Origin of the sequence: Streptomyces sp. NBC_01460, from assembly GCF_036227405.1 — a bacterium.
In the GTDB taxonomy this organism is placed as follows: Bacteria; Actinomycetota; Actinomycetes; order Streptomycetales; family Streptomycetaceae; genus Streptomyces.
Genome location: NZ_CP109473.1, coordinates 3,655,356 through 3,672,766, shown reverse-complemented (window position 1 = coordinate 3,672,766; position 17,411 = coordinate 3,655,356). Strand labels below are relative to the sequence as shown.

Annotated in this window: 16 protein-coding genes; 5 read left to right on the top strand and 11 right to left on the bottom strand. The window is 70.1% G+C overall.

Translation table 11 applies throughout. The features are described 5' to 3' along the window. Positions 1-12 precede the first annotated feature (12 nt). Positions 13-2,589, top strand: a complete 2,577-nt coding sequence (locus OG488_RS16240; RefSeq protein WP_329229943.1) for a bifunctional FO biosynthesis protein CofGH — start codon at positions 13-15, stop codon at positions 2,587-2,589. Positions 2,590-2,791: 202 nt separating this feature from the next. Beyond that, positions 2,792-3,676: a hypothetical protein gene (locus OG488_RS16235; protein ID WP_329229941.1), complete on the top strand. Its 885-nt coding sequence runs from the start codon at positions 2,792-2,794 to the stop codon at positions 3,674-3,676. Between the two features lie 114 nt (positions 3,677-3,790). Here the strand turns inward: OG488_RS16235 and OG488_RS16230 are convergent, their stop codons facing one another. The 3 genes from OG488_RS16230 to OG488_RS16220 all read right to left on the bottom strand — a co-directional run bounded on the left by OG488_RS16230 (position 3,791) and on the right by OG488_RS16220 (position 6,173). Then, positions 3,791-5,068 (bottom strand): MFS transporter, encoded by a 1,278-nt coding sequence (locus OG488_RS16230; protein ID WP_329229939.1) that lies wholly within the window; start codon positions 5,066-5,068, stop codon positions 3,791-3,793. A 79-nt stretch (positions 5,069-5,147) separates the two neighbouring features. Further along, on the bottom strand, positions 5,148-5,744 hold the full coding sequence (locus OG488_RS16225; RefSeq protein ID WP_329229937.1) for a TetR/AcrR family transcriptional regulator: 597 nt from the start codon (positions 5,742-5,744) through the stop codon (positions 5,148-5,150). 54 nt (positions 5,745-5,798) lie between these two features. Further along, a complete protein-coding gene (locus tag OG488_RS16220; RefSeq protein ID WP_329229935.1) occupies positions 5,799-6,173 on the bottom strand; it encodes a MerR family transcriptional regulator in 375 nt (124 codons plus the stop codon). 59 nt (positions 6,174-6,232) lie between these two features. On the opposite strand from OG488_RS16220, the gene OG488_RS16215 reads away from it, so the two are divergent. Continuing rightward, positions 6,233-7,339: an alkene reductase gene (locus OG488_RS16215; protein WP_329229933.1), complete on the top strand. Its 1,107-nt coding sequence runs from the start codon at positions 6,233-6,235 to the stop codon at positions 7,337-7,339. Here the strand turns inward: OG488_RS16215 and OG488_RS16210 are convergent. Next, on the bottom strand, positions 7,312-7,530 hold the full coding sequence (locus tag OG488_RS16210) for a DUF397 domain-containing protein (protein WP_329229932.1): 219 nt from the start codon (positions 7,528-7,530) through the stop codon (positions 7,312-7,314). The genes OG488_RS16215 and OG488_RS16210 overlap by 28 nt on opposite strands. Beyond that, positions 7,530-8,354, bottom strand: a complete 825-nt coding sequence (locus OG488_RS16205) for a helix-turn-helix domain-containing protein (RefSeq protein ID WP_329229931.1) — start codon at positions 8,352-8,354, stop codon at positions 7,530-7,532. The genes OG488_RS16210 and OG488_RS16205 overlap by 1 nt, the downstream gene beginning before the upstream one ends. Before the next feature lie 131 nt (positions 8,355-8,485). Between OG488_RS16205 and OG488_RS16200 the strand changes: the two genes are divergently transcribed. Next, a complete protein-coding gene (locus tag OG488_RS16200; RefSeq protein ID WP_329229930.1) occupies positions 8,486-8,767 on the top strand; it encodes a hypothetical protein in 282 nt (93 codons plus the stop codon). A 108-nt stretch (positions 8,768-8,875) separates the two neighbouring features. On the opposite strand, the gene OG488_RS16195 is transcribed toward OG488_RS16200, so the two are convergent. The 3 genes from OG488_RS16195 to OG488_RS16185 all read right to left on the bottom strand — a co-directional run bounded on the left by OG488_RS16195 (position 8,876) and on the right by OG488_RS16185 (position 12,154). After that, complete coding sequence (locus OG488_RS16195) at positions 8,876-10,381, bottom strand: MFS transporter (RefSeq protein ID WP_329229928.1); 1,506 nt, start codon at positions 10,379-10,381, stop codon at positions 8,876-8,878. Positions 10,382-10,665: 284 nt separating this feature from the next. Continuing rightward, positions 10,666-11,553: a sigma-70 family RNA polymerase sigma factor gene (locus OG488_RS16190; RefSeq protein WP_329229926.1), complete on the bottom strand. Its 888-nt coding sequence runs from the start codon at positions 11,551-11,553 to the stop codon at positions 10,666-10,668. A gap of 142 nt (positions 11,554-11,695) precedes the next feature. Beyond that, positions 11,696-12,154: a carboxymuconolactone decarboxylase family protein gene (locus tag OG488_RS16185; protein ID WP_329229924.1), complete on the bottom strand. Its 459-nt coding sequence runs from the start codon at positions 12,152-12,154 to the stop codon at positions 11,696-11,698. Between the two features lie 398 nt (positions 12,155-12,552). On the opposite strand from OG488_RS16185, the gene OG488_RS16180 reads away from it, so the two are divergent. Next, positions 12,553-13,692: an ADP-ribosylglycohydrolase family protein gene (locus OG488_RS16180; RefSeq protein WP_329229922.1), complete on the top strand. Its 1,140-nt coding sequence runs from the start codon at positions 12,553-12,555 to the stop codon at positions 13,690-13,692. A 100-nt stretch (positions 13,693-13,792) separates the two neighbouring features. Here the strand turns inward: OG488_RS16180 and OG488_RS16175 are convergent, their stop codons facing one another. The 3 genes from OG488_RS16175 to OG488_RS16165 all read right to left on the bottom strand — a co-directional run bounded on the left by OG488_RS16175 (position 13,793) and on the right by OG488_RS16165 (position 17,275). Next, complete coding sequence (locus OG488_RS16175) at positions 13,793-15,373, bottom strand: sodium:solute symporter family protein (RefSeq protein ID WP_329229920.1); 1,581 nt, start codon at positions 15,371-15,373, stop codon at positions 13,793-13,795. Between the two features lie 546 nt (positions 15,374-15,919). Continuing rightward, a complete protein-coding gene (locus OG488_RS16170; RefSeq protein ID WP_329229919.1) occupies positions 15,920-16,126 on the bottom strand; it encodes a DUF397 domain-containing protein in 207 nt (68 codons plus the stop codon). 291 nt (positions 16,127-16,417) lie between these two features. Next, a complete protein-coding gene (locus OG488_RS16165) occupies positions 16,418-17,275 on the bottom strand; it encodes a helix-turn-helix domain-containing protein (protein ID WP_329229918.1) in 858 nt (285 codons plus the stop codon). Positions 17,276-17,411: the final 136 nt, after the last annotated feature.

Sequence of the window (17,411 nt, the reverse complement as noted above, 5' to 3'; positions counted from 1 at the left end):
TATGCTCGGATCATGACCGATCCTCAGCGCCCCACGACCAACGCCATGCGGCGCGCCCTCCGGCGGGCCCGCGACGGTGTCGCACTCGACGTGGCCGAGGCCGCCGTCCTGCTCCAGGCGCGGGGGGACGACCTGACCGACCTCACGGCGTCGGCCGCCCGGGTGCGGGACGCGGGGCTCGATGCCGTGGGCCGGCCTGGAGTGATCACGTACTCCCGCAAGGTCTTCATCCCGCTGACCCGGCTCTGCCGTGACACCTGCCACTACTGCACCTTCGTCACCGTGCCGGGGAAGCTCCGCAAGGCGGGGCACGGGATGTTCATGTCGCCGGACGAGATCCTCGACGTCGCCCGCAAGGGCGCCGAAATGGGCTGCAAGGAGGCCCTGTTCACGCTCGGCGACCGGCCCGAGGACCGGTGGCCCGAGGCGCGGGAGTGGCTGGAGGCGGAGGGCTACGACGACACCCTCGCGTACGTGCGCGCCATGGCGATCCGCGTCCTGGAGGAGACGGGGCTGCTGCCGCACCTGAACCCGGGTGTGATGACGTGGACGGACCTGCAGCGGCTGAAGCCCGTCGCCCCGTCGATGGGCATGATGCTGGAGACGACGGCCACCCGGCTCTGGTCGGAGAAGGGCGGACCGCACTACGGCTCCCCGGACAAGGAGCCGGCGGTCCGGCTGCGGGTGCTGGAGGACGCGGGCCGGTCCAACGTGCCGTTCACCACCGGCATCCTGATCGGGATCGGCGAGTCGTACGAGGAGCGGGCCGACTCCCTCTTCGAGCTCCGCAGGATCTCCCGCGCCTACCACGGCGTCCAGGAGGTCATCGTCCAGAACTTCCGCGCCAAGCCCGACACCGCGATGCGCGGGATGCCGGACGCCGAGCTGGAGGAGCTGGCCGCCGCGATCGCCGTCGCCCGTCACATCCTCGGCCCCTCCGCCCGCATCCAGGCGCCGCCCAACCTCGTCGACGCCGAGTACGCCCTGCTGATCGGCGCGGGCATCGACGACTGGGGCGGCGTCTCGCCCCTCACCCCGGACCATGTGAATCCCGAGCGCCCCTGGCCGCACATCGACGAACTCGCGGCCCGCACGGCCGAGTCCGGCTTCGAGCTGCGTGAACGCCTCACCATCTACCCGGAGTTCATCCAGCGCGGCGAGCCCTGGCTCGACCCGCGCCTCCTCCCGCACGTGCGGGCCCTCGCCGACCCCGGGACGGGCATGGCGAAGGAGGGCGCGATCCCGGCCGGGCTGCCCTGGCAGGAGCCCGACGAGGGGTTCACCGCCTCCGGCCGCACCGACCTGCACCGCACGATCGACACGGACGGCCGCACCGGCGACCGGCGCGACGACTTCGACGAGGTCTACGGCGACTGGGAGGCCCTGCGCGAGGCCGCCGCCCCCGGCATGGTCCCCTCCAGGATCGACGCCGACGTGCGGCAGGCCCTGAGCCAGGCCGCCGACGACCCCACGAAGCTCACCGACGACCAGGCCCTCGCCCTGCTCCACGCCGACGGGCCGGCGCTCGACGAGCTGTGCCGGATCGCGGACACCCTGCGCCGCGACGTGGTCGGTGACGACGTCACCTACATCGTCACGAGGAACATCAACTTCACCAACGTCTGCTACACCGGCTGCCGCTTCTGCGCCTTCGCGCAACGACGTACGGACGCCGACGCCTACACCCTCTCCCTGGACCAGGTCGCCGACCGCGCGGCGCAGGCCTGGGACGTCGGCGCGGTCGAGGTCTGCATGCAGGGCGGCATCCACCCGGATCTGCCCGGCACCGCCTACTTCGACATCGCGCGGGCCGTGAAGGAACGCGTCCCCGGCATGCACGTCCACGCCTTCTCACCGATGGAGGTCGTCAACGGAGCGAGCCGCACGGGGATGTCCATCCGCGACTGGCTGACCTCGGCCAAGGAGGCCGGTCTCGACTCGATCCCGGGCACGGCGGCGGAGATCCTCGACGACGAGGTCCGCTGGATCCTCACCAAGGGCAAGCTGCCGACGGCCGACTGGCTGGAGGTCATCAGGACGGCCCACGAGACGGGCCTGCGGTCCTCGTCCACGATGATGTACGGCCATGTCGACCAGCCCCGTCACTGGCTCGGCCACTTCAGGACGCTGTCCCGGCTCCAGCAGGAGACCGGTGGCTTCACGGAGTTCGTCACCCTCCCCTTCATCCACACCAACGCCCCGGTCTACCTGGCGGGCATCGCCCGCCCCGGCCCGACCGACCGCGACAACCGGGCCGTCACCGCGATGGCCCGCCTGCTGCTCCACCCGCACATCACCAACATCCAGACCAGCTGGGTCAAGCTCGGTGCGGAGGGTGCGGCCGAGATGCTCCGCTCGGGCGCCAACGACCTCGGCGGGACCCTGATGGAGGAGACCATCTCCCGCATGGCCGGGTCGAGTTACGGCTCGTACCGCTCCATCCAGGACCTCGTCGCCATCGCCGACCTCGCGGGCCGCCCCGCGAAGCCCCGTACGACGCTCTACGGCGAGGTGCCCGAGGAGCGCGTCACGGCAGCGGCGGCGTCGGACGGCCACCTGCCGGAGCTGCTGCCGGTGCTGCCGCAGTAGCGGAACACGGGCCGCTTCCGGAGCCGCACGGCCGGGCTCCGGAAGCGGCTGCTCGCAACTGCCGCTCTGCATATGTCACTCACATGGGTGGTCTAACCCTTTCGGCCGGGGATGGGCGACACTGCAGACATATGCTCCAGGCAAGATCGGACCTGATGCTCGGGGGTGCTTCGAGCGTCAAAGCCACTCGCAGGAGCCCCGCATGGTCAGTTCGCCCCATGAGGCGATGCACCGCATCTTCCAGGAGCACCCGGGCCTGTTCTCCCGTGTCTCGGAAGTGCTGGGGATCACGATCGCCCCACCCGTCTCGGTCACTGTGATGCCTACCGACCTGACCGAGAACCGTCCACTCGAACGGCGTGTGGACACGCTGCTGCGGCTGGACACGGAGAACGACGAGCCGCTCCTCCTGGCCATCGAGGCCCAAGGGAAGAAGGACACGGACAAGCCGGCGAGCTGGGCCTACTACCTGTCCTACCTGTACACGAAATACCGGCTTCCGCCGCTGCTGCTGGTCGTCTGCCAGGACCGTGCCACCGCGGAATGGGCCTCCTGCCCTGTCTCCATCGGCCCCCGTCAGTGGCCCGCACTCACCTTGCGCCCACTCGTCGCGGGCCCGCACAACATGCCGCTGATCACCGATGTCGCCGAGGCTCGCAAGGACCTGGCGCTCACTACTCTGGCTGCGATCACACATGCCGCCGATCCGGACATCGGTGCCATACTGAAAACGCTGTCCACCGCTCTGCGGGACGTACCGGAAATCATCGCCGACCCCCTTGTCGAACTCACCGCACAAGGCCTGGGCAACCGCCCGGCCGCACAACAGTGGAGGAACCTGGTGGCCGTGGACCTCTCTTTCTACAAGTCCTTCATGGCTGAGGAAATCCGGGACGAGGGCCGGACGGAAGGCCGGACGGAAGGCATCGCCCAGGGCATCCTGCTCTTCCTCGCGCGAGCGGGCGTCGACGTATCGGACGAGGCGCGCGGACGGATCACCACCTGCGGCGACCTCGAGACCCTGAACCGCTGGCTCCTGCGGGCCCCCACCGCCCGGTCGGCCGAGGACGTCTTCGCCGAGGAGTAGGGCTCCTCAACCGAAGCGACGCACCGAACGGCCCTACCTGACCGTCAGCGGTACCCCGTCGCGTCGGCCGGCTCGTCGGTGCCCTCGACCTCGACCAGGTGGCGCCGGCCGGGCCTACCCGGTTGTTCGACCCCTCCCATGAATGTCATCGCCGACGACCGGTGGAACCATGCTCGACGCCGTACCCGACATCCTGTGTCCCCTTTCTTCGGCGGGCTCGCGGCCCGGACCGTCGGCGAGGGCGACCACGGGAACGCCACGCCGAGCGGCTCGTGGCAGGAGTGAGACGAGCCCCAGGACGGCAAGGGCGGCGCCGAGCCACAGGGGCGCGCGCAGGCCGAAGTGGCCGACGAGGGCGCCTCCTGCCGAGGAGCCGATGATGATGCCGAGGGTGATGAAGGAGGAGTGCACCGTGTTCACGAGCGGCCCGGCGTTGCCGGTTCGCTGGACGCGGGTGGCCATGGCGGGGTTCATCGTGACGCCGACGAGGCCGATGCCGACCATGAGGGTCACGGCGGCGGCGCCGACATCGGCCAGGAGGGCGAAGCCGGCCAGGAACAGGGCGTTGAGAGCGAGCCCGGCGACCTGGACGCCGACCGTCCGGCGGTCGGCGAGGCGGCCGACGACGTTGTTCCCGACCACCGTTGCGGCGCCGTAGGCGATGAGCAGAGCGGGCACGGTGGCCTCGTCGAACCCGCTGACCTCGGTGAGGATCGGGTTGAAGTAGCTGAAGGCGGAGAACGTCGCGCCGGTGATGAGTGTGCTCGTCAGGAGAGCCAGCCACAGCCTGGGCGCCCGGAAGACCCGCACCTCGTCGCGGAAGATGCCGGAGCCGGTACCGGGGCGGTCCAGCCGGGGGACCAGCGCCAGGGTGACCGCGGCGGCGACCAGAGTGAGCGCGGCGATGGCCCAGAACGCCGCGCGCCACCCTGCCCTGCCGCCGACGAAGGTGGCCATCGGCAGGCCGAGCAGCGTCCCGAGCATGAGGCCGTTCATGACCACGGAGATGGCCCGGCCGCGGATCTCCTCGCGGGTCAGCGAGGAACTCACGGAGACGGCGAGGCCGAAGAACGCCTGGGAGGCGACGCCGGTGATGACACGGGCTGCCACCATGACGCCGTAGCCGGTCGCCGTCGCGGCCATGAGGTTGCCCGCCAGGAAGACCGCGAAGAGCAGGAGGAGCGCGGGCCTGGGACGCAGCCATATCAGGGCGACGGTCAGTAAGGGGCCGCCGACCGCCATGGCGACGGCGAAGACGGTGATCAGGTAGCCGATCTCCGGGATGGTCGCATCGAGCCCTTCGGCCATCTGCGGCATCAGCCCGGCGACGACGAACTCGCTGGTCACCATGGCGAAGATGCCCAGGGCCAGCACGTATACGGCACGCGGCACGAGTATCACGTCCTCATTGTTTTGTAACGAACAGTTCAAAACTTGGCTGTGCGTCATCCCCGTGTCGGGGGTGCGTGGGTCAGGGGGTGAGTGAGTCCATGGCGCCGGCGGCGATGGCTTCCAGCGTGGTGCGGTCGGCGCCGTTCTGGGCGGAGACGCGCATGCCCGCCATGACGGCGTTCAGGAAGCGCGCGAGGTCGTCGGGGCGGCGCCTGCGGGAGATCTCCCCGGCGTGCTGCCCCGCTGTGATGGAGTCACCGAGGGAGGCGATCCGGAGTTCCAGATCGCGACGGAGGAGCTCGGCCACCTCGGGGTCGCGCCCCGAGAGTTCGGTGCTGGTGTTGACGCCGAGGCATCCGATGCCGCGCCCGTCCCGGCGGTTGGACTCCTCGGTGTCGATGACGGAGGTGAACAGGGCCCGCAGGCGCGCGGGGACCGGGAGTTCCGTGTCCGCGAGGAGGGCGTGCTGACCGGCGGTCATGGAGTCGAGGTATCGCGTCAGCGACCGGACGAAGAGGGTGTGCTTGCTCGAGAAGGTGTTGTAGATGCTGCTGCGGCCGAGGCCGGTCACCTCGCACAGGTCCTGCGTGGAAGTGGCCTCGTAGCCCTGCAGCCAGAAGAGCCGCAGGGCGGCGTCGAGCGCGCGCTCCTCGTCGAACAACCTCGGTCGGGCCATGAGGATCACGCTAGCACGTTTTGTACTGATCGATTCAAAACGTGGTGCGCGGGCTCAGCTCCCGCTCGGGGTCTCGCCCGCCGCCGTGGCGATCACCTCGTCCAGCACCTCCCGGGAGCGGCGCAGCTCCTCGATCTTCCGGTCGATGCGGTCACGCTCCCCCGAGAGGTCGCTGACCAGGCGCGGGGTGGCGATCGCGGAGGGGCCGCCGTCCGCGTCCCGTACGCAGGGCAGCAGCTCGGCGATCTTCGAGCTGTGCAGCCCGGCCGCGTAGAACTCCTGGACACGGATCACCCGGTCGACCGCGCCCTCGGGGTAGTCGCGGTGGCCGCCGGGGGTACGGTCGGCCGCCAACAGCCCCTGGGCCTCGTAGTAGCGCAGGGACCGCTCACTCACGGCCGTACGCCGGGCCAGTTCACCGATCCGCATGGAATTCCTCGCCTCCGGGACTTGAACCTGACACCGGTGTCAATTCTTACCGTTCCGGCATGACGAACGCAGCCACTTCCCCCCAGAAGCTGTTCGAGCCCGTCGCGCTCGGCCCCCTCACCCTTCCCCACCGCCTCGTGATGGCGCCGCTGACCCGGAACCGTGCCACGCCCGAGGGCGTACCGACCCCGCTCATGGCCGCCTACTACGCCCAGCGGGCCTCGGCCGCGCTGATCATCGCCGAGGCGTCCACGCCGAACGCCGTGGGGCAGACCTACCCGAACATCACGGCCATCCACAGCCCGGCCCACGTCGCCGGATGGCGCCGGGTGACCGAGGCCGTCCGCGCTGAGGGCGGGCAGATGTTCCTCCAGATCCAGCACGGCGGACGCGCCGGCCACCCCGACACCAGCGGACTGACGCCCGTCGCCCCCTCCCCGATCGCACTGCCCGAGACCATCCACACCCCGGCCGGGCGCGTGCCCCCGGTCGTCCCCCGCGAGATGACCGCCGAGGACATCAGGACCACCGTGGCGGACTTCGCCTCCGCCGCGCGCAACGCGATCGAGGCGGGCTTCGAAGGGGTCGAGGTGCACAGCGCCAACGGCCACCTGCTCCACCAGTTCCTGGGCCAGGGGACCAACCGGCGGACCGACGCCTACGGCGGGCCGGTCGCGCACCGCATCCGCTTCGTCGTGGAGGTCACCGAGGCCGTGGCGGCGGAGATCGGACCGGAGCGGGTGGGCCTGCGCATCTCGCCGTGGAGCACCGTCAACGGCATGGAGGAGGGCGACACCGAGGAGATCTATCCGGCGCTCCTCGGGGCGTTGACCGGGGCCGGCCTGGCCTACCTCCACGTGGGGTACGCCGACCCGGAGGACCCCGTCTTCCAGCGCATCCGTAAGGACTGGCCCGGGACTCTGATCGCCAACCCCGTCCTGCCGAAGGACCGCATCCCGGACGACGGCGGCATCGCCCACGCCGAGCGGCTGCTGGACGCCGGAGCCGACGTGATCGCGCTCGGCCGCCCCTTCCTCGCCAACCCCGACCTGATCCGCCGCCTGCGCACGGGCGCTCCGGTGAACCAGGTCCGGGACGCGTACATGATGTACGTGGGCGGGGAGACGGGCTACACGGACTACCCGGCGCTGGATGCCGTGGGGTGAGCCGCGTGGGCGACGAAGGCGGCCCAGGCGGGAGCGGCGATGACGAGGCAGGGGCCGTCGGCGATCTTGCTGTCCCGGACGGGGACGAAACCCGGGAAGCCGTCGGCGACTTCGAGGCAGTTGTTCGCCCCGCCGTCGCTGTAGCTGGACTTGCGCCAGGTCGCGGGTCCGAGGTCGGAAGTACGGCTCATCATGTCTGCTCCTCAAGGACGCCCCTGATGAAACCGGCGGACTCCGGCGGGGGCAGCGCACGGTCCCGGAGGCGACCGTGGGACAGCCGGTAGCGCGTCACCGCTGCCGGATCCTCGATCAGCTCGGCGCAGCCGTTGCCTTCCGTGTAGGCAACCGCCGTGCCGTCCTCCTGCCAGAGCAGGGTGAGGGAGCCGTCCATGAGGTGATGTGAGCCCACCGAGAACGGCAGCACCTGGAGGACGATCGACGGCACCTCCGCCGTGTCGATCAGATGCGTCAACTGCTCCCGCCACACCTTCGCGTCCGGGACGGGGCGGCGCAGGGCGTACTCGTCGATGATGATGCGGACCGACGGGGCGGGCCTGCGGTACAGCAGCTGCTGGCGGCCCACCCGTGCGACCACCTGTTCCTCCACCGACTCGGCGTCCTCCTGCGATTCCTGGGCACCGGACAGCGATTCCCGGGCAACATCCTCCGTCTGCAAGAGGCCCGGAATGCCGAGGGTGAGGAGGTGCATGACCGTGGCCGTCGGCTCCAGCCGCATGAACTCCTTGTACGTGTCCTTGAAGACCTCCCTGCGGGCCACCTTCCACAGCTGCACCAGCAGGCCCCCGGACTCGTAGTACCGGTCCAGGTCCTCCATCACCGCCAGCTTGGACAGCCGTTGGCCGGCTTCCAGCCGGTACAGGTAACTCTTTTCGTACCGCGTCTCCGCGGCGAGCTCGCTCAACGACTTCCCCGACCGCTCCCGGAGATACCGCAGGGCCCGCCCCAACGCCGCGCGCCCCGATCCCTCGTCCACGTCGGCCGGTTGTGCGGTCATCGCGGGCCCTCCCGTTGTCCTGTCCGCCGACAACCGGGCGCCTCTACCGAGGCTACGGGCGGACGGTGATCATCGGTGTACCAACGGTGAGCATCACCCGATGGAAGACACCGACCCCTGCGAGGCACCCCGTGATCGAGTCCTCTCTCCGCCTGCTCCCGTGGAACTCCCCCGAAGGGAGGCCCTGTTATCTGAGCACGGACGACCCCGACAGCAGGATGTCGCTCCTGGCCGACGAGGTCGAGGCCGAGCTGGTCGTGTGCGGCGCCGCCGTGCTGGCCGGGGCGGAGGCGGTTCTGGCGGACCCGGCGGCGGGGGAGTCGGCGGTGCGTTTCGCCCTGACGCGGACGACCGAGTCGCTCAGGGACGTGCTGCGGGTCGCGGAGTGCAGGCAGGGGCGAGCGCCCGCCTGAGACGTCGATCACGCGGCCTCGACGGCGCAGCCGGTACAGCGACGTCAGCGGTTCGGACGGGGTGAGGCGGTGGCCCCGCTCGGACCGAGCGGGGCCACCGCCTCCGGGTCACTTCTCGGCCGGGACGGCGGGGCCGGGGGCGTCCTGAGCCGGTCCGCCGGGTGCGGCCGTCTGCCGCGTGCCGCGCGGCATCTGCACCGCGACCACCAGGAGCGCGATCAGACCGCCGGCCGCGGCTGCCAGGAAGGCGTCCTGGTTGGCTGCGGCCTGGACCTCGGTGATCAGCTCGGGGCTGCCGCCGGTGGCAGCCATCTCGGAGGTCATGCCGTTGTAGGCGATGGTCGAGATGACCGCGAGACCGAGTGCGCCACCCGCCTCCTGGCTGGTGTTGATGAGACCGGCGCCGACGCCCGCGTGCTCTTCGCCGACACCGGCGAAGGCGGCGATCTGCAGTGTCACGAAGACCATGCCGCAGCCCAGGCCGAGGAGGAGGAACGCGGGCAGCAGGTTCAGTGCGTAGCCGCCGTCGACGGGGGCCTGCCACAGCAGCAGCAGACCCGTGACCGCCAGCACCAGTCCGGCCATCACCAGGACGCGGGCGGTGAACCTGGCGGTCAGGCCGGAGGCGACGCCGGCCCCGGCAGCCACGGCGCAGGCGAGCGGCACGTAGGCGAAGCCCGCCTTCAGCGGCGTGTAGCCGTAGACCTGTTGCATGAAGAGGCTGGCGAAGAAGAACAGCGCGGTGAAGGTGCCGAAGACCAGCACGGCGGAGATGTTGGCCACGCGCATCGTCTTCAGGAGGAAGACGCGCGGTGGCATCATCGGCGCCTTCACCCGGGTCTCGATGAGGACGAAAGCGGCGAGCAGGGCGGCGGAGCCGGTCAGGCCGCCGACCGTACGGAAGGAGCCCCAGCCCTGGTGGGTCGCCTCGCCCAGGGTGAAGATCAGGAGCAGCAGGGCGGAGGTGAGGGTGACGGCACCTGGGGTGTCGAAGCGGCCCCGCTGCTCGGCACGGCTCTCCGGCAGCAGGCGCGGAGCCAGCAGCACCGCACCCACGCCGATGGGTACGTTGATCCAGAAGATCCACTCCCAGCCGGGCCCGTCGGCGAGCACGCCGCCCAGGATGACGCCGACGATCGAGGCGATTCCGGCCAGCGAGCCCCAGATGCCGAGCGCCTTGTTGCGCTCCGCCCCCTCGGGGAAGGTGTTCGTCAGGATCGACAGGGCTGCCGGCGTGATCATCGACGCGCCGAAGCCCTGTACGGCTCGGGAGGCGATCAGCAGGGTGGCGTCGTCGGCCAGGCCCGACGCCAGTGACGCCAGGGCGAAGACGGCGAAGCCGATCTGCAGCATCCGGCGGCGGCCGAACGTGTCGGCGAGGCGTCCGCCGAGCAGCAGGAACCCGCCGATCACGGTCGCGTACGCCGTGATGACGTAGCCGAGGCTCACGTCGGACATGCCGAGGCTGTCCTGGATGGACGGCAGGGCGAGGTTCACGACCGACACGTCGGTGAAGACCATGAACTGGCCCATGCAGACGAAAGCCAGGATCGATCCGGGGCTGGAGCCCGCGGCCGGTCCTGACCGTTTCGTAGGGGTGGCGGGGGCAGCCATCGCGTACTCCTCAGCTCTCCTGATGCACATGGATGAGAACGGCCGCGGCGTGGGTTCCGGGGATGCGCCCGGCTGAGACACCGCCCTCCCCCGGCCGTGTCGGCCGGGGGAGGATGCTCACTGCCATGACGGACGGGATCCAGGAGATGTGACCGGTCCGCGCCTACGCGTTTCGGCCCGGCGGCCACACCGTCCGGCCCGGCGCGCCGAGGCGGTGTGCCGGAGGCCGTCCCGGCCCGTCGAGCCGGTGTGCCGGAGGCCGTCCGGCCCGTTCCGCTCCGGGCTCAGGCATGGGGTACGACGAGGTCGAGGAGCCGGATCCGGTCGGGGTCGGTGATGATCTCGATCTCCGTGATCAGGTCCTGTTCGATCCGGAAGGTCATGACACGGCGGTCGTGTTCGTTCTGCGCCGCCAGCACCCCGGGGAGGCCGTCGACCAGGACGGGCTGCGCGGACAGGGCGATCCGGCCGAACACCACCGCCCCGCTCGCCACCGCCTGCGCACCACGGACGAGCGGTGTCACATCGACACCGCGCGCGTCCGTGCGGGCGATGACATCGGGGGCGAGTACGGCGATGAGGGCGTCGAAGTCGCCCCCGCGGGCCGCGGTCAGGAACGCGTCGACGACCTCACGCCGACGGGTGAGATCCGAGTCCGACGCCGGATGCGCGCCCCGGACCCGGCGCCGGGCCCGGCTCGCGAGCTGCCGGGCCGCAGCAGGAGTCCGCTCCACGAGGGGAGCGATCTCGTCGAACGGCACCCCGAACGTGTCATGCAGCACGAACGCCAGCCGTTCCGCGGGATCAAGTGTCTCCAGCACCACCAGCAGAGCCAGCCCCACCGAATCAGCCAGTACCGCCTGCTGCTCCGGATCGCCCTCCTGCCCCCCGGCACCACCCGCCATCACCTCGTCACCCGGCACCAGACCCAGTGGGTTCTCACGACGCGACACCCGCGACCGCAACATGTCCAGGCACACCCGGCCCACCACCGTGGTCAGCCACCCGCCCAGATTCGTCACCCGGCCCGCATCGGTCCGGCTGAGCCGCAACCACGCCTCCTGAACCGCGTCCTCGGCCTCCGCCGTCGAACCCAGCATCCGGTAGGCCACCGCTCTCAGATGCCCGCGATTCTCCTCGAACCGCTTCCCCAGCCACTCACGTTCGTCCATCAGCCAGCACACCCTTCGTTCTCGTCCGTCACTGAACTGACGCGGGGGCCCCGCCACATGTGACGGGGCCCGGCGGTCGTGCCGCGGTGATGGCGAGGGCCGGGGCGGCAGGAGGGGGAAGGCCGCTGCCCGGCACCGCGCGTCAGCTGGTGGGGTCCGCCTGCTGCCGGATCGCGACATGGAGACGGTTCCACAGGTTGACCGTGCCGACCGAGAGCAGGATGGCGCCGAGTTCCTGGTCCTTGAAGTGCTTCGTGGCTTCGGCCCAGACCTCGTCCGGCACCGGATCCTTCTCGTTGCCGATGAGGGTGACGGCCTCGGTCAGTGCCAGCGCGGCACGCTCGGCCTCGGTGAAGTAGGGCGTGTTCCGCCAGGAGGCCACGGCGAGCAGCCGTTCCTCGGAGTCCTCGCCCGCGGCCCTGGCCAGTCGCGGGTGCCGGTCGACGTTGGCGCTGTCCCCGTTGATCTGGCTGGCTCGCAGATGGAGCAGCTCGAGCAGCCTGACCGGCACGCCGGCCTCCTTGGACGCCTTGCCCAGAGCCACCAGGGCGTCTATGGCGCCGGGGACGACGAAGGCCGGGTGGTTCATGCGAGTGGTCATGCTGGGTCTCCTCGGATGGTGTGCGCGATGGTCCCGGGGGCGGAGGACGAGCCTCGGCCGACGGCGCCGACCGTGCGGCAGCCCGCCGGACCGGGCCGTCACCACACTGACGAAGCGTGTGCGGAGAATGTGACCGGCGAAGCGGACGACTTCCGCGCCCGGTCTCCTGCCGGCTGCTCCGGGCCACGGCCCCGGAGACGTGCGTCGGCGGCGTCGGTCCGGTGCGCGGAACAGCGGGCGGACGGACGCTCCGCGCGCCCGGCAGTTCACCGGAAATGGGTCGGTCACGTGCCAGGAGGCGAAACTCCGTACATTCCGTTCCGCCCCTGAACCGCTGCTTCCCGTTCGATTACAGTGCTTGCGCAGTCGCACACGGAGGGTCGGGCGGAAGGGGCACGGTGAGCACTGGGACCACAGCTGTCTGGGGCCGTGTCCAGCAGCAGGACTTCCGCGGCCGGGTACGGGGATCCCTGCTCGGCGGCGCCATCGGCGACGCGCTCGGGGCCGGCGTCTCGGGGCTCACCCTGGAGGCGATACGCGCCGCCCACGGGGCCGACGGGGTGGCCGACTTCACTCCTGCGCAGGGCCCCGTGCAAGGCCCCGTGCAGGGCCGACGGGGTGCCGTCACCGCCGTCACCCAGCTCACGCTCTTCACCGTCGACGGGCTGATCAGGGCCCAGGTCCGCCGCGACACCGGTGCGTGGCACCCGCCCACCGACGTGCACCGCGCCCATCTGCGCTGGGCGGCGACCCAGAGCGCCTGGGGGCCCGACGAACGCCGTAAGGACAACGGCTGGCTGGCCAGGGAGGAGTGGCTGTACGCCCGCCGCGCCCCCACCAGGGAGTGCCTCGCCGGCTTCGGCGACGCCACGATGGGCACCCTCGCCGTGCCCAAGAACCCGGCCGCACGGGACTCGGCCGCCCTCACCCGCTCCGCGCCCTTCGGGCTGCTCGTGGGCTGGGAGCCGCAGCTCGTGCTCCAGCTGGCCGTCGAGTGCGCCGCCCACACCCATGGGCACGCCACCGCCCAACTCGCGGCCGGGGCCTTCGCCGTCATGGTGCACGGACTGGCCCGCGGCGAGACCCTGGACGGCTCGGTCCAGCACGCCCTCGCCCTGCTCGCCGAACGTCCGGGCAGCGAGCAGGTCACCGAGGCGCTCCGGCAGGCCCTCGGCTCCGTACGGCAGGGGATCCCCGGTCCCGCTCTCATCGAGGCGCTCGGCGACACCGACTCGGCGGAGGAGGTCCTCGCGGTGGCGCTGTACTGCGCGCTGGTCGGTGAGGACGTACGCCACGGGCTGCGGCTCGCCGTGAACCACTCCGGGCCGTCCGCGGCGACAGGGGCCGTCTGCGGGGCCCTTCTCGGCGCCCTGCACGGCGAGACGGCGCTGCCGCCGGCCTGGCTGGCGGAACTGGAGGGGCGCTCGACCCTCCTCGAACTCTCCGACGACTTCGCGATGGAGATGACCCAAGGCCCGGCCCTGCACAGCCCGACGGCCGTCGCGCCCGGCTGGCTGGCCCGCTATCCGAGGGACTGAGCGGCGCCCGGCCGTATGCTGCCGGGCCGTCCCGGAAGCGAGAGGTGGGCGGACGCCGCCGCGCCCGCCCACCGTCCATGTGCCCCCACGCGTGGGACGGTCAGTCCTTCACGCTTTCCGGTACCCCGGTGTTCTCGGGGCCGGGCTTCTGCTGGGGAACGGCCGCCGCGGCGGCGCCGACAGGCCCTTCGCCGTCCGTGTTGATCTTCTCGATCAGGGCGTCGCGCTCCGGTGTGTCCTCGGGCTTGATGAAGCCGATGACGATGTAGAGCACCAGCGAGATCGCCAGCGGCAGCGCCACCTGGTACTGCAGGGCGACGTCCGTCTTCACCGAACCGTCGAAGTTGTAGTTGGTGAAGTAGAACGCGAGCAGCCCGGCCGCCCAGCTGGTGAGCGCCGCCGTCGGCCCGGACCGGCGGAACCTGCGCAGCAGGCCCAGCATGAACGGGATCGCGATCGGGCCCATCAGACCGGCCACCCACTTGATGACGACCGAGATGATGTCCTTGAACGTCGGCGAGTTGATCTGGGTCGCCAGCGCCATCGACAGACCGAGGAAGGCGAGCGTGGACAGCCGCGCGGCCAGCAGACCGCTGCGGTTGCTCCAGGTGCGGGCCGCCTTGGAGAAGACCGGGGCGATGTCCCGGGTGAAGACGGCCGAGATGGCGTTGGCGTCGGAGGAGCACATGGCCATCGTGTGCGAGAAGAACCCGACGACGACCAGACCCAGCAGACCGTGCGGCAGCAGCTGCTCGGTCATCAGCGCGTAGCTGTCCGAGGCGTCCGGCTTCTTCGCCTCGACGAGCAGCGGGGCGACCCACATCGGGAAGAAGAGCACCGTCGGCCAGACCAGCCACAGGATGGCCGAGAGCCGGGCCGAACGGGTCGCGGAACGGGCGGAGTCCGTGGCCATGTAGCGCTGGGCCTGGTTCCACATACCGCCGTTGTACTCGAAGGTCTTGATGAAGAGGTACGCCAGCAGGAAGGTCACGGTGTACGGTCCGGCCGTCGGGTCCGTGTGGCCCTCGGGCAGCTTGTCCCAGACCGTCCACAGCGAGCTGAAGCCGCCGAGCTTGCTCATCGCGATGACCAGCATGGCGAGACCGGCGAAGAGCTGGATGATGAACTGCCCGAGCTCGGTGAGCGCGTCGGCCCACAGCCCGCCGACCGTGCAGTAGACGGCCGTGATGGCGCCGGTGATGAAGATGCCCTGCGTCAGGGTGATGCCCGTGAAGACGGAGAGCAGCGTGGCGATGGCGGCCCACTTGGCACCGACGTCCACGATCTTCAGCAGCAGCCCGGACCAGGCCAGGGCCTGCTGGGTCTGGATGTTGTAGCGGTTCTTGAGGTATTCGAGCGGCGAGGCGACGTGCAGCCGCGAACGCAGCCGGTTGAGCCGGGGGGCGAAGAGCTTCGCGCCGATGCCGATGCCGATCGCGATCGGCAGGGACCAGGTCACGAAGGACGTGACCCCGTACTGGTACGCGATCCCCGCGTAGCCGGTGAACATCACCGCGCTGTAACCGGACATGTGGTGCGAGATGCCCGAGAGCCACCACGGCATCTTGCCGCCGGCGGTGAAGAAGTCGCTGACATTGTCCACGCGCTTGTGCGACCAGAGACCGATCGCGACCATCACACCGAAGTATCCGATGAGCACGGCCCAGTCGAGACTGTTCATGTGCCCCCTCCAGGGGTCCGCCTTGTGAACGGGAACGCGCTTCGTCAGTACGGCCGTTCAGCGGTGGCCCCGTGCGGGAACGGGGACTTCGGGGATTGAACCGCCTGTTCGGGTTCTCGGTCAAGCTTTTCTCGGTCAGAAATGTGAACGCCGATCAGTGAGTCGAACGATTTTACTGGTTCTTGACCTTGTGAGGCGTTGTCGTGAACGTGACTGCGGCCACACGATGAGCGGGCACTTCGTCAGGCTGTGCAGAGATCGACGCAAAGCAGGAACGCCCGAGAACGCAGAACGGCCGCACGGGATGCGGGTCCCGTGCGGCCGGAGAAGGGGGAACGCTGAACATGCGAGGCCGCGCACCGACAGCGCTTCGCGCTGCCCGTGCGGGCTGGTGAGGTTCTGATGTGTGCGGTGCGCCGGTCGGCGGCGCTGTGTCCGGTGGTGGGCCGAGCCCTCTCGGCCAGGACGGCGGGCCAGTCGAGAGGGCTCCTGGCGGTCGTGCGCGAAGACCGGACGCGGTGCGGCGCGTGGTGACCGGCGTGCGGGTCAGGCGTTGATCGAACCCGACGCGACATCGCGCACGAAGGTGTTCCACGCTCCGGAGACGAAGGAGAGCGAGGGGCCCTCGGGAGCCTTCGAGTCACGCACGGCGATGGCCTGCGTGACGGGCGACTTCACTTCGACGCACGCCCCGTTGCCGCCGGAGTACGACGACTTCGTCCAGTTATCCGTAGCACCCTGAAGAATAGCCATGTTCACTCCGGTTCAGAGAGTTGATGTGAGTGGCACCAACTTCGTTCCTGTTGGCGTGATCGACGCTACTCGCCAACATCGCCTGGTGGTGGGGCCGTTCACTCGACCGGATGGCATATACCGTGCGGGTCTTCCGCCGTGAGGTGGTGGCGGTGTATCGTCCTGCCCCCACCTCACTCGCATCGTGGCATTTCCCGCATATCAGTCCTTGTCGGGCCGTCCTGTTCCTGTGGGTGCCCGGGGCGCCTTCCACACCCGCCGTGAGAGCTCCCGGCGGGTGCGCGACGAGTTTCAGCGGGTGTAGCTCTTGGTGATGTCGCTGATGAACTGGCGGGTCTGGTCCACGTTCAGTGCCTGTGCCCGCAGGTGCTCGTACATGACGCTGTACCGCTGCACGTCGTTCGCCTTCTCCAGGTAGAGGTCGCTGGTGACCCCTTCGATGTACACGACGCTGGAGTCCGCGGCGTCGGGGAACTCCAGGATCGCGTACTGGCCGTTGATGCCGGGGTGCGCCCCCATGTCGAAGGGCAGCACCTGCACGGTCACATGGGGCAGCTGGGACTGCTCGACGAGGTGCTCCAGCTGTTCGATCATGACCTGCTTGCCGCCGACGAGCCGGCGCAGGGCGGACTCGTCGATGACGGCCCACAGGCGCAGGGGGTGCTCGGAGGCGTTGACCCTGTCCTGGCGGCGGGCCCGGACGTTGACCCGCTTCTCGATGTCCGACGGCGGCGCCTCGGGCAGCGCCCCGTTGATCAGGGCCTCCGCGTAACTCCGGGTCTGCAGGAGCCCGGGGACGATCTGGGGCTCGTACACCCGGAGGGACTCGGCGTCGGTCTCCAGCCCGATGTACACGCTGTACGGGATGTCGCCGAAGGCGTGCCACCAGCCCTGCTGGCGGGAGTCCTTCGCCATCTGCATCAGGGAGTCGACGACGCGGTGGTCCTCGACCTCGTACACCCCGCAGAGATCGCGCACGTCGCGCTGGCTGATGGAGCGGCGGCCGTTCTCCAGGCGGCTGATCTTCGACTGCGAGACCAGCAGCCTCTCCGCCACCTCCTCCGCCGTCATGCCCTTGATCTCGCGGAGTCGGCGCAATTCCTGGCCCAACCGGCGTCGCCTGACGGTGGGATTGACGTTGGTCGGCACGGGAACGGCACCTCCGGCTATGCAGCTGATGTAGCTGTGTGTGTCTACTGCTCAGCAGATTGCCACCCGTGCCCCCGGCCGCGCTGGGAAATCGCCACACGCACTGAGCGCACGCAAGAGCGCGGGGCAGCCGGTG